This window comes from Bradyrhizobium sp. (assembly GCF_049512235.1).
Classification (GTDB): Bacteria; Pseudomonadota; Alphaproteobacteria; order Rhizobiales; family Xanthobacteraceae; genus Bradyrhizobium.
The window spans coordinates 1-23,169 of record NZ_JBEKXH010000046.1; the positions used below are offsets into that span (position 1 = coordinate 1).

The window sequence follows — 23,169 nt, forward strand, 5'->3', positions numbered from 1 at the left end:
GTCGAAAGGTCGACATCGAGGTGATCACGCGCGCCGTCATGGCCTTCGGGGTTGCGATCCCGACCTGGGGAGTGGGCACCGGCGGCACCCGCTTTGCCCGCTTTCCGGGACCGGGCGAGCCACGAAACATCTTCGACAAGCTCGATGACTGCGCGACCATTCAACAACTGGTGCGGGCGACGCCGACCATCTCGCCGCATTTTCCCTGGGACGAAGTCAGCGACTTCGCCGAACTGCGCGAAGCCGCGCAAATACGCGGCCTCGGCTTCGATGCGGTCAATTCCAATACCTTCCAGGATCAGCCGGGTGAGAGGCTGTCCTACAAGTTCGGCTCGCTCAGCCATGTCGATCGCGCGGTGCGCGAGCAGGCGATCGCGCACAATGTCGAATGCATCGAGATCGGCCGCAAGCTCGGCTCCAAGGCGCTCACGGTCTGGGTCGGCGACGGCTCGAATTTCGCCGGCCAATCGAATATGACGCTGGCGCTTGATCGCTATCTAGCCTCCATGCGCGAGGTCTACGGCGCCCTGCCGGCGGACTGGCGCGTGTTTCTGGAGCACAAGTGCTTTGAACCGGCCTTCTACTCCACGGTCATTTCCGATTGGGGCACGAGCTTCGCGGCGGCCCTCGAACTCGGGCCGAAGGCGCAGTGTCTGGTCGATCTCGGCCACCACGCGCCCACCGTCAACATCGAGCAGATCGTGGCTCGGCTGGTGCGCTTCGAAAAACTCGCCGGATTCCATTTCAACGATTCCAAGTACGGCGACGACGATCTCGACACCGGCTCGGTCGAGCCGTTTCGCCTGTTCCTTGTCTTCAATGAATTGATCGATGCCCAAAACCGCAAGGCCGGGGGTTTCGCCCCTGCCTACATGATTGACCAATCCCACAACGTCACCGACCCGATCGAGAGCCTGATGCAGTCGGCGATCGAGTTGCAGCGTGCCTATGCGCAGGCGCTGATCGTCGATCGCGATGCGCTTGCGGCCGCGCAGGGCGTCAATGACGCGCTAGGCGCCCATCTCGAGCTCAAGCGGGCTTTCACCGCCGACGTCTCGCCCATCCTGGCGTTGGCGCGTCACCGCGCCAACGGGGCGATTGCGCCGATCGAGACCTATCGCGCCTCAGGTTATCGCGCGCACAAGGCCGGGGAACGCCCGGCAGTCAAGGGGACGACGGCCGGCATTGTTTGATCGATCCAAACCGTCATTGCGAGCCACCGACTCGGCGCAACGCGTGTTCAACCGGCATGATTGTCGACATTTTGGACCGGCATGATCCCCGACAGGTTGGGTTATGCGGGATGTTCACCCGGTTCGCGGAGCCCCTCTCGGGGCGGAGCGAACCGGGTGAACATCCCGTTTCGATTGATGAGGCCCACGTCCAGGTCGCAGAAGCGCACGACGTGGTCGCCGGTTTCGAGTTCGGCAATTCCGACAAGCTCATTCACCAGCGCCTCACCGATGAAGACGAACTCGCCCTTCCATTTGACCTCGCCCGAGCCGCGGACCCGGCGGACCCGATGATCGGCGTCATACCATGGGTCTTTCGCGCGCTCCGGCATGGCGCGCAAGGACGCGGTGTAGGCCTGCGCCGGCGGCTGCTGACCAAGCGCTTCGTGCGGACGCTCCTCGTTATAGTGGCGCCGAAAGTTATCAAACCGAGCCTGTTGGTCTCGCGCGTTGCGCGCCGGTGGGGCCGAGGTCTGCTTCTTCAGCGTGCGGTGCATGCGCTCATGTCGGCCGTTCTCCTGCGGCGAGGCCGGATGGATGAAGTGCGGCGCAATCCCGAGCTTGGTCCACCAGACCGACAACTTGGTGAGCCCCGCCGCGCCGCGCGAGCCGAATGGCGAGCCATTGTCACAGCGGATCGCCCTCGGCAATCCGTACTCGCGAAAAGCCCGCTCAAAACAGGGGCGAACGCCCTCCGTGGTGGGCGCCACAATGCGCACTTCGATCAGAAAACGGCTGTGGCTGTCCACAACCGTCAGGGGATCGATCCGCTGCTGATCCAGGGTGCGAAACCATCCCTTGAAGTCCGTGCTCCATTCGTCATTCGGCCCCGTTACCGCCGTGCACGGCCGCCCCTGGTCCAGCGCACGCCGCCGCCGCTTGACTGGCTCGACCAGCCCGGCGCGCTTGAGGATGTCTCCGATCGTCGAAGCCGCCGGCCAGGCGATCCCGGCAGCCTTGCTCTCGAGCACCCGCAGCAGCTTGCGCGGCCCCATATAGGGAAATCGCCGCCGAGCCGCGATCACCTTCTTTGCAATATCAGCATCCGTGGTCTGCCAACATTGCTTCGGCGCATGCGACCGCTCCACAAACCAGGCCGGATCGCCAGTCTCCCGCCGGCCACGCCATTCGTAAAATGTGTCACGGCAGATCCCGTAGCGCCGGCAAAGCTCCGAAACGCTCCAATTCCCGCTATCATACTCAACAAACATCCTAATCCGCTCTTCCATCCGACCGGTCTCTCTAAATGGCATCGATGGGCCCTCCCGCCGATGCACTGTGAAACCTGTCGGGATTCATTCCGGTTTAAACTGTCGGGAATCTATCCGGTTTGTACCGGCAGGAACCGCTGCTTCGGTGAATGCCGCGCCACCCCCCACCCCCGACCCCTCCCCGCCACGCGCGATGCGCGCGGGGGGAGGGAAGCGACTCATGGACGGACAGCCTGCAAATTCCGAAGCGATTAATTTGACGTCTGTCCTGATTGTCGCAGGATGCCATGCATCGCATCGCGATCAGCGACCCCCCAATGTTGGTATTTCTGGAGGGCGGCTCCCCAATCCGAATACGCCGGCTCAGCAGCAAAGTGCCTCGAATTCCACTCTCCCCAATTCGGACTTGCAGCACCGCGTCCGGTTACAATGGTGGTGGTTCAAACAGGGCGCCCACCAGGGGCGCCCCTACGCCATTTAGATTCGTAGGGGCGACCCTCGTGCTCGCCCTCTTTCGACGCCCCGTATCCAGCCGTGTTCGGCAACGCGAGAGGCGATCATTCGCTGTGGCGAGCCGGTGCAACTTCAATGGTCGGGAGTTTTGGCCAGCAATCGCGCCGAAGCGCCCGCTGTCAGGCAGGGCGATGGGAGGTTTGCGAATTGCGTGAGGATGCAGTAGTGCCACTGATTTGCCCGACGTGTCAAAATGTTTTTGCGGGATCGGTCAAAGCATCCCCGCCAGCGACACCCTGTTACTTTGCATGGGGTTGTTTTCGATATTTTTGGCATGCCGAGCCGCAGCTCGCGTGCACCGCCCGACTTCGCCCTTTGGGCTTCGGCGCGGCAGCCTTCACTCGGCTATCGCGAGCGAAGGCTGGCGGGCCCGGCAGGACTCGAGAGCTCCCCGCTGACGTTTGCGGCGATGGCCTCAAGCCGCCCTCAATGTACCGCCGCGTACATGATCTTTTCTTCCGTCGCTTCCAGCGCGGAGAATTCCTCGACCACCTTGCCCTGCCGCGCCACCAGGATGCGGTCGGACAGCGCCATGATCTCGGGCAGATAGGACGAGATCATCACCACCGCCTTGCCGTCGTCGGCGAGCCGCTGGATCAGGTCGTGGATCTCGACGATGGCGCCGACGTCGACGCCGCGGGTCGGCTCGTCGAAGATGATGAGCTCCGGTTCCTGCACCAGCGATTTGGCGATCACCACTTTCTGCTGGTTGCCGCCGGAGAGCTCGACAACCTTCATGTCGCTGCCGGAGACGCGAACCTTGAGCTGCTCGACCCAGTCCTTGCCGAGCCGGTCGGACTCGCGGTTGGACAGGAAGAAGCGGCCGCCCGGCAGCTTGGCGAGCAGGCCGAGATAGATATTGCGGGCGACCGACATGGTCTCGAAGAAGCCCTCGACCTTGCGGTCCTCGGTGATGTAGGCGATGCCGGCGCGCACCGCCGGCGCCGGAACGCGGTAGCGCACCGGCTTGCCGTGCAACAGCACCTCGCCGCCGTGGAAGAAATCCCGTTTCAGGACCCCGGCGACCACCTTGAAGGTCTCGGTGCGGCCGGCGCCGACCAGGCCGAACACGCCGGTGATCTGGCCGGCGAACACCGAGAGCGAATTGTTCTTCACCATCGGCGCCATCTTCAGGTTCTGCACCGTCAGCACCCGGGCCCCTGCCGGCCGCACGCTGGTCTTGCGCGCGCCATAGAGCGTGTTCGAGAGGTCGCGGCCGACCATCGCCTGGACGATGCGGGCGCGGTCGAAATTGCCGGCATCGTCGGTGACGACATGCTTGCCGTCGCGCAGGATGGTGATGCGGTCGGCCAGGTCAAGCGCCTCCTCGAGCGCGTGCGAGATGAACACGATCGAGACGCCGCGGCGCTTGAGGTCGCGGACCAGGTCGAAGAAATATTTCTTCTCTTCCGGCGTCAATGTCGCGGTCGGCTCGTCGAAGATGATGACCTTGGCCTCGTGCAGCACGGCGCGGGCGATCTCGACCATCTGCTTCTTGGCGGCGCCGAGCAGGCCGACGGTGGCGGTCGGGGTGACGTCGAAATTCAGCGACTGCAGGAACTGCTGGGCGGCGATATAGATGCCGCGCAGCCGGTTGTAGAATTTCTCCTGGCCGAGGAACAGGTTCTGCGCCACCGTCATGGTCGGCACCAGGCTGTTTTCCTGGAACACCATGGCGATGCCGAGATGGCGCGCCTCGAGCGGGGTGCGCGGCGCGGCGTCGACGCCGTTGACCTGCATGGTGCCGGAGGTCAGCGTGACCACCCCGGCCATCACCTTGGTCAGCGTCGACTTGCCGGCGCCATTCTCGCCGACCAGCGCATGGATCTCGCCGCGGCGCAGTTCGAAATCGACGCCCTCGATCGCCGGCACGCCGGCATAGAGCTTGGTCGCCTTGCGGAGCGCGAGGACGATGTCGCTCATGCCTGCAGCTCCTGCTCGATCAGGGTCAACGGCAGGCGCAATAGCCGGCCCGGACCTTTTGCGACGGCGTAAAGGGCGCCGTTCAGTTCGACGGCGGCGACGATGCCATGGTTGACGCCGTCGACCCGGCTGTGCAGCGCGAACATCGGAACGCCGCTGGCGTCGAGCCGGATCACGAGCCCGTAGGAGCGCGGCGGCGCCCAGGGCTTGACGACGCCCATGGTCTTGATGTGGGCGCCCTGCATCGGCTCCAGGAACGACTGACCGGATTTGAGCTTCGGTGCGATCCAGTATCGCGGATCGATCTCCTTCATCATCCGGCGGCGATAGGCGTTTTCGCGCAGCACGAATTCGACCAGCTGGGTTCGCGCGGCAAACGCGGTGAGCCAGAAGCCGCCGGAGGCGGCCGGCGACAGCCGCGACGGATAGACCGGCAGATGATCCAGCACCGCGCGCCGGCTGCCATCCGGCGCAATCGCAACCAGGCGGTGGCGCCAGCTTTCGCTGACCAGCACATCATCGCCGGAAACGGCGACGCCGAAGGCATACTGCAGCCCCTCGGCGAGGGTGCTGACGCGGTGATGGGCAATGTCGATGCGCATCAGCCGGCCGGTGCGACCGCGCTCCATCAGGTCGCGGACCCATTGCTGGGCATGCCGCGCGGTCGAGCCGTCGGTTGCGAGCAAGGTGCCCGCGGGCCCCGCCGCCAGCGCGTTGACGGCGTTGAGCGAGGAATCCTTAAAGCCGGACACGGCGGCAGATGCCGACGGGCTTGCCAGCACGACCACCTCGCTGCCGTCGAGCGCGACCGCGATACCGCCATCCGGCAGGCAGCACAGCGCCGTAATGGCGCGGTCGAAGCGGCGGATCTCGGTGGTGCGTTCGGCGTCGACGCGACCCAGCGCCGGTCCGTCGGCGAGATACAGCGAGCGGCCGTCGGTCGCGAGGTCCTCGGGCGCCTCGAACTGGCCGACAGTCTCGGCTTTTTCCAGGATCTGGTTCGGCTTCAGGGCGCCGTCGAATGACGGCACCGTGATGGTCGCCTCGCCGCGCCCAAGCACGCGTTCGGCAAAGCCCTTCAGCGCGGCGATCATGTCGATCGCCCCCAGCGCCGATCGTATTGCACGAAGCTCGGGTCGGCGCCCGCAAGCTTGTAGCGGCCGATGCGGTTGTTGGCGATGCCGCCGAGATAGAGATAACCGCGATGCTCGCGCATCGAGGTGATCATCGGATGGTTGACGCCGCGCAGGTCCCACAAGGATTCCAGGACCTCGCCGCGCTCGTTGAACTTGATGACGCAGCCTGTATTGATGTTCGGGAACAGCCATTCGTCGATCGGCACCTGCTTGCCCATGCGCTTGCGGAAGCCCGGCATTTTCCAGGCGAGGTCGAGCGCGGGGCTGCGCATGCCGACCATGGCGAGCCAGTAATTGCCGTCGGAGGCGAGGTTGATGTTGTCGGGATAGCCCGGCAGATTGTCGATCACGGTCTCGACCTTGCCCTTGTCGGGGCCATCGAACCACAGCCGCTTGATCGAGCAGCCGAAGGTCTCGGCGAACAGGATCGACCGGCCGTCGCTGGCGACGCAGATGCCGTTCGGGAATTTCAGTCCGCGCAGCACGGTGTGGGTGGTGCCGTCGGCCGGATTATAGCAGATGATGCGGCCATTGCCGCGCGCCTCCAGCCCGTCGACCGGCCATTCGTCCATCTCGTAGCGCACGGTGGCCTCGGAGAAGAAGATGCGGCCGTCATCGGCGATGTCGAGATCGTCGGCGAGCCGCAGCCGGCTGTCGTCGTTGACCGAAGTGAGGCTGCGGTTGGTCTCGTCGGTGGCCTTCTCGACCCGGCGATCGGGCGTGATGCGGTAGAGACCCATGCCGCCGATGCAGACATAGAGATTGTCGGCGCGGTCGAACGCCATGCCGAGCGGCTGGCCGCCGATATGGGCGAACACCTCCATCTCCTGATAGTCCGGCGCCTTGAAGCGCATGATGTCGCCGTGGCGCGAGCCGGCATAGAGATTGTCGTGGCGGTCGAGAATGACGTCTTCCGGCGCCTCGATGCGGCCGAGCCCGATCAGGGTGACATCGCGCAGCCGGTCGTTCTGCGCGAAGGCGCCGGTTCCGGGCTCGGTTGAGGGCGGCGCGGCCAGCGCGTGATAGGTCGGGCTGACATAGACCTTGCTGATGATGCGGTTGCGGTTCTTCAGCCAGCGGATGTCGATCGTGGCGGCCACCAGCAGCACGCCGGCGAGCACCATGCGGTTGACGCCGCCGGAAAACGACAGCGTGGTCAGGCCATTGATCAGCAGGAGAACAATCAGCGTGCCGACCAGCGCCTTGGCGACCGAGCCCTTGCCGCCGCCGAGGCTGATGCCGCCGAGCACGGTCGCGGTCAGCACCGTGACCTCGAGCCCGACGCCGACATCGCCGCCGACGGTGCCGAGCCTTGCTGCGAAGAACAGCGCGCCGACCGCGGTCAGCGCCCCGCTCGCGGTGTAGCACAGCGCGATCGTGCGCCGCACCGCGATGCCGGAATTGTAGGCCGAGCGCCGCGAGCCGCCGATCGCGGTGACATGCCATCCCGGCCGCAGCCGGGTCAGGAACACATGGCCGAAGATCGCGACCACGAGATAGACCAGCACCACGCTGGGCACGCTCAGGACGCCGCCGCCGCCGATGAAATTCCAGGAGGGTATGTCGGGGAAGGCGGCGGCGATCTTGTTGGAATAATCGAACAGCAGGAGGTCATAGGCCGAGCGATAGATGATCAGCGTGATCAGCGTGGTGATGAAGGCGCGCAGCCGCAGGTACCCGATCAACAGGCCGTTGATGGCGCCGAGCCCGATGCCGCAGAAGATGGTGGCGATGATCACCGCCGGCACCGGCCAGTCCAGCACGTTGAGGCAGAACAGTGCACAGAAGTCGCACAGCGCGAACATCGATCCGACCGACAGGTCGATGCCGCCGACGATGACGACCAGCGCCATGCCGAGCACCATGAAGCCGATCTCGCCGGCCTGCCGCCCGGTGTCGGCAAGGCTCGCGGCCGACAGGAAACCCTCGATCGACCGGCTGAGCAGGATGGCGATGATCAGCAGCACGATCACCGGGATCGCGGTCTCGGTCCAGCGCTTGGAGAGAATCTCGCCGAGAAGATGGCCGGGCCAGTAGCGGTATCGCAAACGCAGAAAGGTCTCTTGCATCGGTGGCCTGGCTTCAAGAGCTGGGACGGGCGGCCAGCCGATCGGCGTGGCCGCTCGTGGAGGGCGTGAGGGATGGCTACTTCTTCAGATCGCTCAGATTCCAGCAGGCGGTGTCGCTGGCGGCGTTGTCCTTGGTGATCGGGATCAGGGTGGTATAGGCCGATCCCTTCACCGATCCCGGCTTGACGCCGGACGACACCAGCCACTTGACCATGCCGGCCATCTGCTCGGCCTGGGTCGGCACGTCATAGCTGAGGTCGAGGTCCAGCGCGCCCGACTTGACCAGTTCGCAGGCGCCGCGGCGCTCGCCGCCGCCGGAGGTTGCGACGAAGACCTTGCCGGTCAGCCCGGCTTCCTTGACCGCGGCGGCGGTGCCGATGTCCATGCCGTCCCAGAAGCCGACGATGCCGCAGAGGTCGGGATTCTGTTTCAGCACGGTCTGCGTGATCGCCTTGGCCTTGGCGGCATCCCAGTCGGCGGCCTGGCTCGACACCACCTTGATGTCGGGGTGCTTGGCGAGCACGTTCTCGACGCCCTTCAGCGTATAGGCGCTGGCCGCGGCCGAGAGCGCGCCCTGGACCACCGCGATCTTGTTGGACTTGCCCTCGCAGGCCTTGACCACGGCCTCGGTGTCGCGTTCGCCGATCTCGATCCAGTTGGCGCCGACAAAGGCCGAGCTGCGATAGTTCGAGCCCATGTTGATCTGGATGACATAGATGCCTTCGTTCTCGGCGCGCTGCAACAGCTTGGCGTAGGTCTGCACGTCCGGATTATGGATCACCATCACCGCCGGCTTTTCCGAGATCAGCGTTGTCACCGCTTGTGCGCCGGCATTGGTGCTCCAGTTCGGATCGCGCACGATCACCTTGACGCCGTAGGGCTCGAGCTCTTTCTTGAGGCCGGCGAACCAACCCTCGGTCAGATCGAAATTCATCGCCACCGGCACGAAGGCGACGGTCTTGCCGGCCAGCGCCTGCTTGAAGGCATCCTGGAACGGTTCGTCGAGCCCCTTCTGGGCCGCTGCCGGCGCCGCCGCCGCGGCGATCAGGCCGGCCCCGAGCAGCAGGGTCGTCAGCGTGTGTCCTGTCTTGGTCATCTCATCCTCCAGAGTTTGTTTGTTGATGGTTGAACGTGTTGATCGCTGCCTGGCGCCGGGCCGCTCAGATATCGCCCTGTTGCGCGGTCTCCTCGTTGCGCGGATTCAGGAACGAATCCGCGATGACGGCGACCAGCAGCACCACGCCCTTGACCAGGTTCTGGCCGGAATAGGAGACATCCATGATGGTCATGCCGTTGAGCATGGTGCCGATCAGCAGCGTGCCGATGACGACATTGGCGACGCCGCCGCGGCCGCCGGACAGGCCGATGCCGCCGAGCACGACCACCAGGATGACGTCATAGATCAGGGTCGAGTTGAAGATGCGGGTCGGCATGCTGTTGACCGACGAAGCGAGAATGAGCCCGGCGCCGAAGCCGATCAGTGCCGCCAGCACATATTGCAGCACGATGATCGGCCGGGTCGGAATTCCGGTGACCCGCGCGCCGTAAGGATTGTCGCCGATCGCATAGATATAGGCGCCGATCCGGGTCCGCCGCAGCAGCAACGCTACCGCTACGCAGGCGAGCGCGAACATCACGATCGGCATCGGGATGCCCAACAAACTGCCCTGGCCGAGTTTCTCGAAGCCATCGAGCCCCGGACTCCATTGCACCACGTCGAGCTTGAACAGCGCCGCCTGGCCGAGGCCAGCGAGAAACAGGCCTGAGGCCAGCGTCGTGAACAGCGAGGGCACCTCGGCATAGGCGATCAGCCAGCCATTGACGAGGCCGAAGACCGCCGTCAGCGCGAAGGCTGCCAGCAGCGAACTCGGCAGCGAGTGGCCGTCCTGCACCATCTGCAGCACCAGCCCCGGCGGCACCGCCAGTGCTGCGATCAGCGAGATATCGATGCCGCGCCCGATCACCACGATCGCCATGGCGAGGCCGAGGATGCCCAGCACCGCCACGTTCTGCAGCAGCGTCAGGACATTGGCGGTGGTGAGAAAGCCCGGAAGCAGAAGGGAAAAGACGGCGAAAAGGGCCGCGAACACCGTAAATACGATCCCCTGTTGCCCAATACTCCTGATTGCCATCCCGACTGCTCTTATTCATTGTTTTGCCGGCAATGGTCGCTCGCTTTGATCGGCAATGCAAGCCGTTACAGTGAGCAGCCCAGGGCAACGATCAGCTTTCGTGATGTGGTCCGCGCTCCATCTCCATCTCCGTCATTGCGAGCGCAGCGAAGCAATCCATCTCTCGTCGGGCGCAGCCTTTGGATTGCTTCGTCGCATGGGCTCCTCGCAATAACGGGGCCTTTCACGGCGTCACGTCGGCGCGCCGCACGCCCTTTGGCGCCGTGGTCTGCTTCCAGGTCGAATTGGCGACATGGACCGGTGAGAACGGCGGCCGCTCGATATAGTGCCCATCGCCCTGTTCGGCGCGAAGTTCGCCCTTAGCAAAGGCGAGCTTGCCGCGCGACAGCGTGGCGACGGGGGCCCCGGTACAGGCGAAGCCCTCGAACACGTTGTAGTCGATGCGGCTCAATTGGCTCCTGGCGCTGATGCTTTTGCCGGCTGCGGGGTCCCACACCACGATGTCGGCGTCCGACCCGATCGCAAGCCGGCCCTTGCGCGGATAGATATTGAGGATGCGGGCGATATTGGCCGAGGTGACAGCGACGAATTCCTCTTTGGTCAGCCGGCCGGTGTTGACGCCCGATGTCCACAACAGCGGCATGCGGTCTTCGAGACCGCCGGTGCCGTTGGGAATCTTGCGGAAATCGCCAAGACCCAGGCGCTTCTGCTCTGAGGTGAACGCGCAGTGGTCGGTCGCGACCACCTGCAACGAGCCCGACTGCAGTCCGGCCCACAGACTGTCCTGATGGGCCTTGTCGCGGAACGGCGGCGACATCACCCGCCGCGCCGCGTGGTTCCAGTCCTTGTTGGCATATTCGGTCGCATCGAGCAGCAGATGCTGGATCAGGGGCTCGCCATAGACGCGCTGGCCGCCGGCGCGGGCGCGCGCGATCGCCTCATGGGACTGGCGGCAGCTGGTGTGCACGACATAGAGCGGCGCCCCGGTCATGTCGGCGATCATGATGGCGCGGTTGGTGGCCTCGCCTTCGACTTCGGGCGGCCGCGAATAAGCGTGGCCCTCGGGACCGTCGATGCCGCGCTCCAACAGCGCCTGCTGCATCCGCGCCACGACGTCGCCGTTCTCGGCATGGACCAGCGGCATGGCGCCGAGATGGGCGCAGCGCGCGAACGAGTTGTAGAGCTCGTCGTCGTCCACCATCAGCGCGCCCTTGTAGGCCATGAAATGCTTGAAGGTGTTGATCCCGTAGGTTTTGACGACGATCTCCATTTCGTCGAACACCTGGCGAGACCACGAGGTCACGGCCATGTGGAAGCCGTAGTCGCAGGCCGCCTTCTCGGACTTGCGCCGCCAGTCCTGATAGGCCGCCAGCATCGACTGGCCGGGATCGGGAATGCAGAAATCCACGACCATGGTGGTGCCGCCCGATAGCGCCGCCTTGGTACCCCACTCGAAATCATCCGCCGACACGGTGCCCATGAAGGCGAACTCGAGATGGGTGTGCGGATCGATGCCGCCCGGCATGACAAAGCAGCCGCCGGCGTCGATGATGTCGGCGCCCATGGGGGCGTCGAGGCGGGGGCCGACCGCGACGATACTGTCGCCGTCGACCAGGACGTCGGCGCGGCATGAAAAATCGTGATTGACGACGGTACCACCGCGGATCAGGCAGGCCATGGGGTTCTCCGGAAAGTGCGATGGGCAAGGATGGCATTACGCGTAGGCGATGTCATCCGCACCGTGAAAGCCGGTTGAATGCTGGCAACGCCATCGCCATGGTTTTTCAGGGAAGGCCCCTGGCTTCGATTTCGCGGACCAGTTCCTGTATCGGCTCAAGCAGGCTGCCACCGGAAGCATCGGGTCCAAAGAGGGAAGCCAGGTCCTCGCGATTCCGGAGCACCGTCAGGTGCGGACATTGCGTCGGGGAGTTGCACAAGAGCTCTTTGAGCGTTTCGCCCTGGGCGACCAGAGGCGGAGGGTCGGCGGTGGACCAGGCCAGCAGAAGCGGAATCTCGAGCCTGAGGATCCCTGGAAGTGCCGAACGTTCATCATATTTGCTGGCGTCCGCGCCAAGATACGATTTTTCGTCGGCGCTGGCGTCGCTGCTCAGACGGTAAAGGCCCGACACCAGCACCGCGCCCGCGACATCGGAATCGCTCTCCTGAAATTCCGGGTGGGCCAAGAGACTTGCGACGTGAAAGGCGCCGACGGCGTAACCGACAGGAACGATCTCGTCGTGATTTCCCCCGAACAGGTCGATATTCTGGTAGACCCACGAGATCGCAGCCGCGACATCCCTGGCGCCTGCAGGCCAGGGGTTTGCGGGAGCCAGCCGGTAGCTTACTTTCACGCCAACCATGCCGTTGCGCGCCGCAAAGCACATCGCCTGATCCTGCAGCGCGGGCGAGACGTCGGGTGCGCCATGGTTGCCGGCAAAGCTTTCGCCCACCACGAACAACAGCACCGGACGCGGCGAGGTTTCCTTGGCACCGCCGGTTGCGACATCCAGCACGTTCTGGTCGCTTTCGCCGTATTTCAGGTTCCGCGAGAACGACACGCCGGAGCAGGATTGCGATGGATTCGCGGTGCCGTCAGCCGGAGCGCTGGATCCGTCAAGGATCAGTCCCGCCTGCACCCAATGTGGCGGGATGCGCGGCAAGCCGGACCCGGCGCCGCAGACGGATGCGCCGGTGATCGTCGCCAGCAGGAAACCAGACGCGAGATAATTTGTCATACAAACCATGCACGAACAGGCGTGGATAAAATGCTATTCGATAGATCAGGCACCAATTCACGTTTTGGCGATCTGACGGCATGCAGCCCCGCGGACCTCATCCAGTCTATTTGAGTTCCTGCGCCGGAAAATCAACCGGCCGAGGTCGATTTAGTCGTGGCTCCGGATTGCTTCGCCTGCCTCGCAATGACGATCTGTGACTTGCGGAGAAGACGGATCTCAGGGATGAAATTCAAAGGGACAGCCGACAACGGAGGCCGGGGACATGGCAGACAATCGCTACTACGGGGTCCGGGTAGAGGGGGCAAAATACGGCGTGGGCTTTGGCTCCGCCCTTGCCATCGCGATATCCTACACGGCCAACCATTCGATACTTTGGGCCATCATCGACGGCATCTTGGGCTGGCTGTATGTCATTTACTTTGCGCTGTTTCGGTCATGATCAACGCGCCATCATGAGCGGCGTGATGGCGTCATGGTTGTTCGAAAATGCACTCCGAGACGATTGATCGCCCTTGATCGCCCTTGCACTTGCAGGCCAATGGCGGCACATTTGCGGCGCGGTCCGAAGCGATCGCCAACAACAACTGCTCGGGAAACGGCCATGGCCGCACCGCGGATCGACTGCGATATCCATCCGGCGGTAGGCGGCACGCGCACCACGCTATTGCCCTATCTCGACGATCACTGGAAAGAACAGGTCGTCAGCCGGGCCATCGACGGGCTCGATCTCACGAGTTACCCGCCCAACATGCCGCTGTCCGGCCGCGCCGACTGGCGGCCGGCCGAGGGCAAGCCCGGCAGCGACTTGTCGATGGTGCAGCGCGGGGCGTTCGACCAGCTTGGATCGAGCCACGCGATCTGCAATGTGCTGTACGGCGCGCAGGCCGTGTATGATCCCTATATGGCTTCCGCCTTCTGCAAGGCGATCAACGACTGGATCGCGGCCGAATGGCTGGCGCGCGATGCGCGCCTGCGCGCCTCGATCGTGGTTCCCCTGCAGGCGCCGGATCTCGCGATCGAGGAGATCGAACGCCGCGCCGGCGATCACAGGTTCGTCTCGGTGCTGGTGCTGGCGCAGGGCGAGAGCCTGCTCGGCCGGCGGCATTACTGGCCGGTGTGGCAGGCCGCCGAGAAACACAAATTGCCGCTCGCCATTCATGCCGGCAGCCAGTACCGCGCGGCACCGAGTTCGATCGGCTGGCCGTCCTATCGCTATGAATATTATCTGGCCGAGGCGCAGGCCTTCCAGGCCCAGATCCTCAGCCTCATCTATGAGGGCGTATTTGTAAAATTTCCCGGCCTCAAGGTGGTGCTGATGGAATCCGGCGTCAGCTGGCTGCCGGCCTTCATGTGGCGCGCCAATAAGACCTGGCGCGGCGTCCGGGTCGAAGTGCCCTGGATCGACCGCGAACCGGCTTCCATCATCCGCGACCACATCCGCTTCACCACGCAGCCGTTCGACAGCCCGCCCGATGCGGCCGGCGTCGCCGATATCATCGACATGATCGGCTCGGACCGGATGTTCCTGTTTGCGTCGGATTATCCGCACTGGCAATTCGACGGCGATGATGCGATCCCGCCGCATCTGCCGGCGAGCCTGGTCGCGCGGATGTGCGCGGACAATCCGCTGGAAACCTTTCCGCGGCTTTCTCTTGCCGCCTAACCCGATGATCCCAGGGAGGATCACATGAGCGACGTCATCGACCGCCCCTTGCCCGCCAAGGAAGCCTCCGCCAAGAGCCGCCTGCGCATCATCGACTGCGACATCCATCCCAGCCTGCGTTCGCGCGCCGACCTCAATCCGTACCTGACAAAGCGCTGGCAGGAGCATCTGAAGACCTACGGCGATCATCTGCGCACGCCCTATATCGGCACCACGCCCTATCCGCGATCATCGCCCTTGATCGCGCGCCGCGATGCCTGGCCGCCGACCGGCGGGCCGCCCGGTTCCGATCTCGGCTTCATGCGCCAGCAGCATCTCGATCCCCTGGACATCGAGTTCGGCATTCTGCAGGTGCTCGATCTCTTCATCTTCTCGCAGCAGAATCTCGATTTCGGCGCCGCGATCCAGCGCGCCATCAACGAGTGGCAGCTGGCGCACTGGACCAGCCGGGAGCCGCGCCTGAAGGCCTCGATCCTGGTCGGACAGGACGACACCGAAGCGGCGATCGCCGAGATCGAGCGCTGCGCCAAACTCGGCCAATATGTCCAGATCAATGTCTCGCCGCGCGCCAACGAGCCGCTCGGCCGCCATCGCTACTGGCCGATCTATGCCCGTGCGGAAGAACTCGGCCTTCCCCTCGGCATTCACGTCGGCGGCTATGGCGGTCACGCCCCGACCGGCGGCGGCTGGCCGTCTTATTATGCCGAGGAGCACCAGTCGAACGCCGGCACCATGGCGGCGCAGCTTTCGAGCCTCGTGATCGAAGGCGTGCCCGAGCGTTTCCCGAAGCTGAGAATCGTCTTCATCGAAGGCGGTTTTGGCTGGATAGCCTCGGCGATGTGGCGGATGGACCAGCATTTTGAACGTTTCCGCAGTGAGGTCCCGCACCTCAAGCGGCGGCCCTCCGACTATGTCCGCGAGCATTTCTGGTTCACGACGCAGCCGATCGACGAGCCGGATGAAGCCAGACATCTGCGCGCGCTGATCGAATGGGTCGGCGTCGACCGGCTGCTGTTCTCGTCGGATTATCCGCACTGGGATTTCGATGATCCGCGCTTTGCCTTCAAGACCCCGCTCAGCGGAGCCGAGCGCGCCAAAATCTTCAACGGCAACGCGCGCGCGCTCTACAAGCTCTGATGCCATGACCCGTCACATCGTCGCGCGCACCACGGATATCCCGCCCGGTAGCAACAAGGTGGTCGGCGTCGAGGGGCGCGACATCGTCGTGTTCCATGTCAATGGCGAGTTCTTCGCGCTGCTCAACCGCTGCCCGCACGCAGGCGCCCCGCTCGACAAGGCCGCCTGCGTGGCGCGGCTGACCTCGCCGGAGCCCGGGGTCTATGAGCGCTCGCGGGTCGGCGAATTCCTGCGTTGCGCCTGGCACGGCTGGGAATTCGACATCCGCAACGGCCAGTCCTGGTTCGACCCGAACCGGATCAAGGTCAAGACCTATCCGGTCGCGATCGAAGACGGCGAAACGCTGGCCAGGGGCCCCTATGTGGCCGAGACCTTTCCGGTGCACGTCGAGAACAGCTATGTGATCGTGGAGACGTGAGGCGGGTGATGCGTGAGCCCGTCGACGACACCCCTCACGATGACCGCGATCTCTTTCCGCAACGCGCCGATCGGGACCGCGATCAGCTTCTGCTCCAGGCCGAGCGCCACCATGCCATGCACCGCCGAAAACAGGCTGCGCGCGGTCAAGCTCAATTCAGCGGCCGAGCGGGTTGGCAGCAACATGGCGAGCGGCCGATAGATATGACGGAACAGCGCCATCTGTTCGTCGATTACCCAGTCCGGCACCGGTCTGCCGGTGTCATCCGATGTTCGAACAGCGCGCGCCAGAGCTCGGTATTTTCGGCGGCGAAGTCGCAATAGGCGAGGGCGATGCGCACCAGTACGGCGCAAGGAGAGTCGGGGCCGTCGCGTTCGGCCTCGATCACCGCCGCGTCGAGCTAGATAGTTCGTGAGCAACGCTCATAACAGGGAGCCGACTATGTTCAAAACGGTTATTACGCTCTTACGGGGCAGCGTGGCTGTGGCGGAAGAAGAATTCGAGAGCCGCCAAGCTCTCCTCATCCTCGATCAGCAGATGCGCGATGCGGCCACAGCCGTCGAGCGGGCCAAGCGGACGCTGGCGCTGGCCATCGCCGGCGATCAGCAGGAGGGCCGGCGTCTCGACGCCACCAACGCCCGCATCGCCGATCTGGAAGTCCGCGCCACCGCGGCTCTCGATGGTGGCCGGGAAGATCTGGCGCGCGAAGCGGCCGCGGCGATCGCCTCGCTGGAGGCGGACCGCGACGCCGCCATGACTGCCCGGGCCTTGTTCGCTGGCGAGATCGCGCGGCTCAGGCGCCACGTTGCCGGCGCCGAGGCACGCATCACCGAACTCGATCGCGGCCGCCGTGTTGCCCGCGCAGCGGAATCCGTGCACGCGCTGCGGCGGGGCGGCATCGAAGCCGCGCGCCCTTACGAATCGACGCTGCCCGAAGCCGAGGCGACGCTGAAACGCTTGCGCGAACGGCAGCTGGAAGCAGAGGCCGCGGACCAGGCCTTGAGCGAAATCGATGTCGCCAGCGGACCGCTGGCGACCGCCGAAAAGCTCGCCGAACAGGGTTTTGGGCCGCGCATGAAATCGACCGCCGATGACGTGCTGGCGCGGCTCCATGCCAAACGCACGCAACCTGCCTCAACCACCTGATCCATCCCCTCAAACCCACAGCAAAAGGAGAGACTTCAATGAACCAGGCTTGCGCCTATGGCTCCTTGACAAGCTTCATGCAAGAATCTTTCCCGAACACAGGCGAGCGGCATGGGATCCTTCTGGAGCGGCGTATGGGCATGGCGTCGCCGCAAGAGCCGGTTGCAAGCGGGATCGGCGGGCGGACGGATGCATGGTCATGCCTGGTTCTGGCTGAAGGCATTGTCGCAGCCGACCATCGATATCACCCTGCGCACCCATGCCGGCCTGCGCACCCGGATCGTCGAAAGCCCGGGCCTTTCGCTCTGCCCGAACGAACTCGAACAATTGGTGTCGCAACTCCGCATCGTGGCGGCAAAGACGCTGCCGGAGCATAGCCTCTGCTACGGGATTTTCTCAGGTCGACCGGAACTGCTGTCGCGCGCCATCGTCACCCTGATCTGCGAGGAGGCCACGGGCCGTCCGATCGCATTCAATGCCCTGTCGGTATTGGACGTCGAACTCGATGGCGAACCGGCCGAGGTCACCCATCTCGGTCTTGTCATGGTCGCCGAACAATATAATGCCTTCTGTGCGCGCGAGCTCGACTGCGCCAGAGGCGACGATGTGCTGCAACTTGGGCGCATCGATCTGGCAGCCGGGCGCCGCTATCTCCTGAGCGAAGTGCCGCATGGCTCGCTGCCGGCGCTGCTGGCGACCGTTGCGATGCTGGCTTTGCAGCGGCTGGTGCTTCCCGCGGTTCACTGGATGGACGATACGCGCGCGTTCGGCACGCTGCGGCCACGGATGCCGGCCGGAGCGGGCGACCCATGACGCCCGCGGTGATCGCCGATTCCATCGTCAACCTATGCGGTGCCATCGGCCTCGGCGTCGCCATACTGACCCTCTATCGGCGGGACGCCAGCGGGCCGTTGACCAGGCGCCTGCTGCTGACGCTCGGTGTGATAGCTACGCTGTTTTTCGTGCGTGGCGCGGCATGGTGGACGGGGAATGCGCTGCTCGACCGCGTATCCTTGATTCCGGCAGCCCTGGTGCCGCTCGGCGCCTTGATCGTCACCGAAGGCGTGCTGCGGCGCCACGCCCCTCGGCTGGTGAAGATCGCGATGGCTGCCGGCGGCATCGGGCTCGGGCTCGGCGGCGCCCTTGGACCGCAGCGCTTCGCCACGCTCCACGCCCTGTTGCTGTCGTCATTCCAGCTGGCCGGATTTGCGACCTGCGGATGGCTGCTGGCGGCCAGGGACCGCTCCATGCTGATGGCCTCCGAAAATCGCAGTATCAATCGTCTGGCCGTCGGCGCTGTCATCATGATCCCTTTCATCGTCACCGATTTCCGGGTGCTCGCTCCCGATATCCCGGTCAGGCTCGGGGCGTTGGGGGCGCTGCTGGTCGTCACGGCGATCCTGATCGCGGGCGGCGGCGCAGAGACGCGGCGCCAGGCCCTGCTGATGACCGTGCTGCGACTGGTGAACTCGGCGCTGCTCGGCGCCGCCGCCGCAGGGATGTCGCCGGATGCCGATTTGGCTGAGGTCATCAGGTTCTGCGCGATCACCATGTCGGGTGTTCTCACCATCGGTTTGATGGTCGACGCACTTCGTGCCTTTCGAATCGCAGGTGCCGGGCGTGCTGGATTCCGTCGCGGCATCTCCGGCCCGAACCCGGGACCAGCTGATCGCCGAACTGGCGCGCCACCCGATATTCGAGAGCGCACGCCGCACCCGCGAGCCTGAACTCGCCACCTATGATCCGGCGCGGCTGCGCGATTTTCTGTCGACGCGTCCGGTGCTGCGTCGTGCCGACGCGCCGTGGGGGCTGCCGGCGTCCGATCCCGCGGTCGAACGCGTCGCATCGCTGATGAAGGCCGACAGCGCGACGCACCTGATCGTTCTGAGCCATGATCCCATTGACGTGATGATGCTTGCGGTACCCGTCATATCGGCCGATCCGGCCACCGAAACCGCGCTGGCGCTGGTGCGGCAGTTACTGGCCCTGACGCCGGAGGTCGCGTGAGGCGCTGATCCATGCGGGCAGCCCACAGGGACGATTTTTTCGCGTCGGTTAAAAAAGTGCAATGCACGTGCTATAAGCCTGCTGCGGTTTCCAGGACAGGTGCGGGTGGATGTCGAAGCAGTCGATGCGCGAAGAGGCCGAGCGCCTGATCCGCGAAACCATGGCGCGCAAGGCGCTGGTCGTGAAGCAGGGCAACACCCGCATCGAGGCCACTTGCGGAAAATGCGGCGCGCCAAACCGCGTCTCGGCGGAAAAAGGCGCTAAGCGGGTGCAATTTGCCTGCAAGGAATGCGGGCATAAGCAAGTGACGCTGTAAAGCCGCGCTGCCGGGCGCTCCCATGCGCGGTATCCCGCCGTTGACGCGCGGCGCGCCTTCCCATCACTCCGAAATCACTTTGCGATCATGACGTCGGAAGACTTGATCACGGCGGAGACGCTGTCGCCAATCTTGAGGGCGAGGTCATCGACGGCCTCGTTGGTGATCGACGACAGGACCGTCAGGCCGGACGCCAGTTCGACCTTCACATGGGCCGTGGTCGCCCCCTTAGTGACGGCCACGACTTTGCCGGGAAGCATATTACGCGCGCTCAATTTCATCAGTTCGATCCTTGTTATCCCGGGCAGTTCGATCCTATCCAACGGAATTCAAACCGTCCGAGTTGCTCTATCGGGTTCTGCATCGCCGCGCACGGCGGCAACACAGGCAATGGCCCCTTGACAGGCCCACCGCGATCACCCGGAGGTCACCGTGACCGATACTTGTCTGACACCCTGGACGCGACACAGTCAACTGCCTATCGCCGTCGTTCTGGGTACCGACGAGATCGCGTCGACCGTCGCCGTCAATCTCACGGCCAAGGTGATTTTCTATCGAAAAAGCCAGGCTGCGGCGGCAATGCGCGCCAGAAAGCCCTGCGCGCCGCCTCGGGATATCTGCTCGATGCCCGGGATCTGAAGATACCTGAGGCTGCTACTTGAGAACTTCGCAGACGGTCTGGTGATCCCGCCCGATCGGGCCGGCGTTTCGCGCCGAGACGGCGCTCCACCAGGCGTATAACGACGCGCGGTCACAGCGGAGTTTCACGCTCATGCCGTCGGCGAACCTGATCCAGTCCGCGAAGCGATGGCGCGGTACCGCGATCACGACTGGAATATCCGCGCTCAGGGCGCGCTCCACCAGGTAGGAAAGGCCCTTTCCCTCGCGTTCCTGCCGTCCGAACCGGTTGACGATCACGAGGTCCGCGCCCTGATCGATCGCTTGCGCCACCTGGGCGCCGGCGTCCAGCAACTGGCCGACATCCAGCCTGCAGCCGGTCGCGCACGCGCCGAGATCCTGGAACAGTTGCATTTCTTGACCGGTGTGAATCAGCACGACCGATAATCTGGGCGCATCGACGCAATGGTGGCCGAGCTGCACCAGTCCGACCGCGCGAAATCCGCGCGCTTTCAGGTCGGAGGCAAAATCACGCAGGATTTCGTCCGGGTTCTGATCCGGCTCGTAAACAAGGGCCGCCAGGTCGCATTGGGAGTCAAACATGATGTGCCTTGATGGACAAATTCAGGCCGCGCGCGACGGTGGGCCGCCCGCCTCGAGCGCTGCGACTTCCTCATCGGTGAAGACGCGGCTGCGCGTCAGAAACCTGACGCCCTCCGGCGCCTCCACGGAAAACCCGGAGCCGCGCCCGGGCACGACGTCGATGATGAGCTGGGTATGCTGCCAATACTCGAATTGCGCGGCGCCGATGAAAAACTTGCAGCCGGCAATCTCACCCAGCAGCACATCCTGCGGCCCGACGCGAAAATCGCCCAGCGGATAGCACATCGGCGATGACCCATCGCAGCAACCGCCGGACTGGTGGAACATCAAAGCTCCGTGTTGCTGCCTCAGTCGTGCCACGACTTCGGCCGCCCCGTCGGTGATTTCTACTCGATTGATCATCGTCTGGTTCCTCCGACCGAGGGATCGCAGGCGGGCGCCGGTTCGACCCCGGCGCCCCGCTGTCTCATGGGCTCAGAAGAAGCCAAGCGCCTTGGTGCCGTAGCTGACCAGGACGTTCTTGGTGTTCTGGTAATGGTCGAGCATCATCTTGTGGTTTTCTCTTCCAATGCCGGACGCCTTGTAGCCGCCGAAGGCGGCATGTGCCGGATAGGCGTGATAGCAGTTGGTCCAGACGCGGCCGGCCTGGATAGCCCGGCCAAACCGGTAGGCGCGGTTGCCGTTGCGGGTCCAGACGCCGGCGCCAAGTCCATAAAGCGTGTCGTTGGCGATCGCGAGGGCCTCCTCGTCGTCCTTGAACTTGGTCACCGATACCACGGGTCCGAAGATTTCTTCCTGGAATACGCGCATCTTGTTGTTGCCTTCGAAGATCGTCGGCTCGACGTAATAGCCTTCGGCGATTTCGCCGCCGAGCTGCGCGCGTTTGCCGCCGGTCAGGACCTTGGCGCCTTCCTGCCTGCCGATGTCGAAATAGGACAGGATCTTCTCGAGCTGGTCGTTGGAGGCCTGGGCACCGATCATGGTGGTGGCATCGAGCGGATGGCCCTGCTTGATCTTCCTGGTCCGCGCCACGGCGCGCTCCATGAAGCGGTCATAGATCTTTTCCTGAACCAGCGCGCGGCTCGGGCAGGTGCAGACCTCGCCCTGGTTGAGCGCAAACATCGCAAAACCTTCGAGCGCCTTGTCGAAGTAATCATCGTCGGCGTCGGCGACATCGGCGAAGAAGATGTTCGGAGACTTGCCGCCGAGTTCGAGCGTGACGGGAATGATGTTGTCGGAGGCGTATTGCATGATCAGCCGCCCCGTCGTGGTCTCGCCGGTGAAGGCGATCTTTGCGATCCGCTTGTTCTGCGCCAGCGGTTTGCCGGCCTCGACGCCGAAGCCGTTGACGACGTTGATCACTCCCGGCGGCAGGATATCGGCGATCAGCTCCATCACCACCAGGATCCCAAGCGGGGTCTGCTCGGCGGGTTTCAGCACGACGCAATTGCCGGCGGCGAGCGCCGGCGCCAGTTTCCAGGTCGCCATCAGGACTGGGAAATTCCAGGGAATGATCTGGCCGACGACGCCCAGCGGCTCATGGTAGTGATAGGCGACGGTATCGTGATCGATCTCCGAGATGCCGCCTTCCTGGGCCCGCACTGCGCTGGCGAAATAACGCCAGTGATCGACCACGAGCGGCATGTCCGCATAGGTGGTCTCGCGGATCGGCTTGCCGTTGTCGAGCGTCTCGACCAGGGCGAGCAGCTCCAGATTGGCTTCAAGCTTGTCCGCGATCTTGTTCATGATGCGCGCGCGCTCGGCCACCGACGTCTGGCCCCAGGCCTCCTTGGCCTTATGGGCGGCGTCCAGCGCCAACTCGATGTCGGCTGCGGAGGAGCGCGGAACCGCGCAAAGTCGCTTGCCCGTGATCGGGCTCGGATTGTCGAAGTACTTTCCTTCGACCGGCGCTATCCACTTGCCGCCGATGAAATTCTCATATCGCTCTCGGATGAGAACCTGTCTTGAAACCTTTTCGATTGCTTCTTGATACATGGACGATCTCCCGGGTGATCCGGCGCTGGCCGGATATGGATGCCGAATTTGATAGCGTTAGCGCTGCGCGGGATCGGCTTGCCGCACGAAGCGCATGGTCCTGACCTGCAACGTCATGAATCCGAATTCCGCGAGTGGACGCCTCACGGCGAGACCCACTCCGTTGCAGGGCGGATGCGGCGGCAGCGCCGCCGCATGCACCGATGTCAGCTAGGTGCGCGCCTCGTTGATGATCTGGAGCTGGGTGAATTCCGCGAGACCTTCCTCGGCGAATTCGGTACCGATGCCGGACTGCTTGGCGCCGCCGAAGGG

Annotated in this window: 23 protein-coding genes and 1 pseudogene; 11 read left to right on the forward strand and 13 right to left on the reverse strand. The window is 64.2% G+C overall.

Features of this window, described 5'->3' with window-relative positions:
- On the forward strand, positions 1–1,193 hold a 1,193-nt coding region (gene rhaI, locus ABSG20_RS06650), incomplete at its 5' end, for an L-rhamnose catabolism isomerase (protein ID WP_423863708.1).
- 101 nt (positions 1,194–1,294) lie between these two features.
- Here rhaI and ABSG20_RS06655 read toward each other — a convergent pair.
- From ABSG20_RS06655 to ABSG20_RS06690, 8 genes are all read right to left on the reverse strand, one after another.
- A complete protein-coding gene (locus ABSG20_RS06655) occupies positions 1,295–2,443 on the reverse strand; it encodes an integrase core domain-containing protein (protein ID WP_423863709.1) in 1,149 nt (382 codons plus the stop codon).
- A 939-nt stretch (positions 2,444–3,382) separates the two neighbouring features.
- Positions 3,383–4,879 carry a sugar ABC transporter ATP-binding protein gene (locus tag ABSG20_RS06660; protein ID WP_423863710.1) on the reverse strand — a complete coding sequence of 499 codons (1,497 nt, stop codon included), beginning with the start codon at positions 4,877–4,879 and terminating at the stop codon, positions 3,383–3,385.
- Entirely contained in the window at positions 4,876–5,973 is a 1,098-nt protein-coding gene (locus ABSG20_RS06665; RefSeq protein WP_423863711.1) for an SMP-30/gluconolactonase/LRE family protein, read from the reverse strand. The genes ABSG20_RS06660 and ABSG20_RS06665 overlap by 4 nt, the downstream gene beginning before the upstream one ends.
- Positions 5,970–8,084, reverse strand: coding sequence for an ABC transporter permease (locus ABSG20_RS06670; protein ID WP_423863712.1), 2,115 nt, complete (start codon positions 8,082–8,084; stop codon positions 5,970–5,972). The genes ABSG20_RS06665 and ABSG20_RS06670 overlap by 4 nt, the downstream gene beginning before the upstream one ends.
- Before the next feature lie 76 nt (positions 8,085–8,160).
- Positions 8,161–9,180: a sugar ABC transporter substrate-binding protein gene (locus ABSG20_RS06675; protein ID WP_423863713.1), complete on the reverse strand. Its 1,020-nt coding sequence runs from the start codon at positions 9,178–9,180 to the stop codon at positions 8,161–8,163.
- A 64-nt stretch (positions 9,181–9,244) separates the two neighbouring features.
- Entirely contained in the window at positions 9,245–10,216 is a 972-nt protein-coding gene (locus ABSG20_RS06680) for an ABC transporter permease (RefSeq protein ID WP_423863714.1), read from the reverse strand.
- Between the two features lie 223 nt (positions 10,217–10,439).
- On the reverse strand, positions 10,440–11,894 hold the full coding sequence (gene hydA, locus ABSG20_RS06685) for a dihydropyrimidinase (protein ID WP_423863715.1): 1,455 nt from the start codon (positions 11,892–11,894) through the stop codon (positions 10,440–10,442).
- 106 nt (positions 11,895–12,000) lie between these two features.
- The gene (locus ABSG20_RS06690) at positions 12,001–12,951 is read right to left on the reverse strand and encodes an alpha/beta hydrolase (protein ID WP_423863716.1); all 951 of its coding nucleotides are present in this window, start codon (positions 12,949–12,951) and stop codon (positions 12,001–12,003) included.
- Between the two features lie 265 nt (positions 12,952–13,216).
- Between ABSG20_RS06690 and ABSG20_RS06695 the strand changes: the two genes are divergently transcribed.
- The 4 genes from ABSG20_RS06695 to ABSG20_RS06710 all read left to right on the forward strand — a co-directional run bounded on the left by ABSG20_RS06695 (position 13,217) and on the right by ABSG20_RS06710 (position 16,172).
- Complete coding sequence (locus ABSG20_RS06695; RefSeq protein ID WP_423863717.1) at positions 13,217–13,393, forward strand: hypothetical protein; 177 nt, start codon at positions 13,217–13,219, stop codon at positions 13,391–13,393.
- A 162-nt stretch (positions 13,394–13,555) separates the two neighbouring features.
- Complete coding sequence (locus tag ABSG20_RS06700; protein WP_423863718.1) at positions 13,556–14,617, forward strand: amidohydrolase family protein; 1,062 nt, start codon at positions 13,556–13,558, stop codon at positions 14,615–14,617.
- Between the two features lie 24 nt (positions 14,618–14,641).
- Positions 14,642–15,754 carry an amidohydrolase family protein gene (locus ABSG20_RS06705; RefSeq protein WP_423863719.1) on the forward strand — a complete coding sequence of 371 codons (1,113 nt, stop codon included), beginning with the start codon at positions 14,642–14,644 and terminating at the stop codon, positions 15,752–15,754.
- A 4-nt stretch (positions 15,755–15,758) separates the two neighbouring features.
- On the forward strand, positions 15,759–16,172 hold the full coding sequence (locus ABSG20_RS06710; RefSeq protein WP_423863720.1) for a Rieske (2Fe-2S) protein: 414 nt from the start codon (positions 15,759–15,761) through the stop codon (positions 16,170–16,172).
- Here the strand turns inward: ABSG20_RS06710 and ABSG20_RS06715 are convergent.
- A pseudogene (locus ABSG20_RS06715) lies at positions 16,151–16,572 on the reverse strand (TetR-like C-terminal domain-containing protein); the annotation flags it as partial. The gene ABSG20_RS06710 and the pseudogene ABSG20_RS06715 sit on opposite strands and share 22 nt — an antisense overlap.
- 41 nt (positions 16,573–16,613) lie before the next feature.
- Between ABSG20_RS06715 and ABSG20_RS06720 the strand changes: the two are divergent.
- The 5 genes from ABSG20_RS06720 (at position 16,614) to ABSG20_RS06740 (ending at position 19,641) form a co-directional block, all read left to right on the forward strand.
- Complete coding sequence (locus ABSG20_RS06720) at positions 16,614–17,318, forward strand: PspA/IM30 family protein (RefSeq protein WP_423863721.1); 705 nt, start codon at positions 16,614–16,616, stop codon at positions 17,316–17,318.
- Between the two features lie 111 nt (positions 17,319–17,429).
- Positions 17,430–18,131 (forward strand): hypothetical protein, encoded by a 702-nt coding sequence (locus ABSG20_RS06725; protein ID WP_423863722.1) that lies wholly within the window; start codon positions 17,430–17,432, stop codon positions 18,129–18,131.
- On the forward strand, positions 18,128–19,045 hold the full coding sequence (locus ABSG20_RS06730) for a hypothetical protein (RefSeq protein ID WP_423863723.1): 918 nt from the start codon (positions 18,128–18,130) through the stop codon (positions 19,043–19,045). The genes ABSG20_RS06725 and ABSG20_RS06730 overlap by 4 nt, the downstream gene beginning before the upstream one ends.
- On the forward strand, positions 18,939–19,325 hold the full coding sequence (locus ABSG20_RS06735) for a hypothetical protein (RefSeq protein WP_423863724.1): 387 nt from the start codon (positions 18,939–18,941) through the stop codon (positions 19,323–19,325). Before ABSG20_RS06730 ends, ABSG20_RS06735 begins: the two co-directional genes overlap by 107 nt.
- 109 nt (positions 19,326–19,434) lie before the next feature.
- Positions 19,435–19,641, forward strand: coding sequence for a hypothetical protein (locus ABSG20_RS06740; protein WP_423863725.1), 207 nt, complete (start codon positions 19,435–19,437; stop codon positions 19,639–19,641).
- A gap of 74 nt (positions 19,642–19,715) precedes the next feature.
- On the opposite strand, the gene ABSG20_RS06745 is transcribed toward ABSG20_RS06740, so the two are convergent.
- Positions 19,716–19,922, reverse strand: coding sequence for a TOBE domain-containing protein (locus tag ABSG20_RS06745; protein WP_423863726.1), 207 nt, complete (start codon positions 19,920–19,922; stop codon positions 19,716–19,718).
- 151 nt (positions 19,923–20,073) lie between these two features.
- Between ABSG20_RS06745 and ABSG20_RS06750 the strand changes: the two genes are divergently transcribed.
- Positions 20,074–20,280, forward strand: coding sequence for a hypothetical protein (locus tag ABSG20_RS06750; RefSeq protein WP_423863727.1), 207 nt, complete (start codon positions 20,074–20,076; stop codon positions 20,278–20,280).
- Between the two features lie 15 nt (positions 20,281–20,295).
- Here ABSG20_RS06750 and ABSG20_RS06755 read toward each other — a convergent pair whose 3' ends face one another.
- The 3 genes from ABSG20_RS06755 to adh form a co-directional block, all read right to left on the reverse strand.
- Entirely contained in the window at positions 20,296–20,862 is a 567-nt protein-coding gene (locus tag ABSG20_RS06755) for a DUF2478 domain-containing protein (protein ID WP_423863728.1), read from the reverse strand.
- A gap of 21 nt (positions 20,863–20,883) precedes the next feature.
- Complete coding sequence (locus ABSG20_RS06760) at positions 20,884–21,264, reverse strand: DUF779 domain-containing protein (RefSeq protein WP_423863729.1); 381 nt, start codon at positions 21,262–21,264, stop codon at positions 20,884–20,886.
- A gap of 72 nt (positions 21,265–21,336) precedes the next feature.
- Positions 21,337–22,857: an aldehyde dehydrogenase gene (gene adh, locus ABSG20_RS06765; RefSeq protein ID WP_423863730.1), complete on the reverse strand. Its 1,521-nt coding sequence runs from the start codon at positions 22,855–22,857 to the stop codon at positions 21,337–21,339.
- Positions 22,858–23,169: the final 312 nt, after the last annotated feature.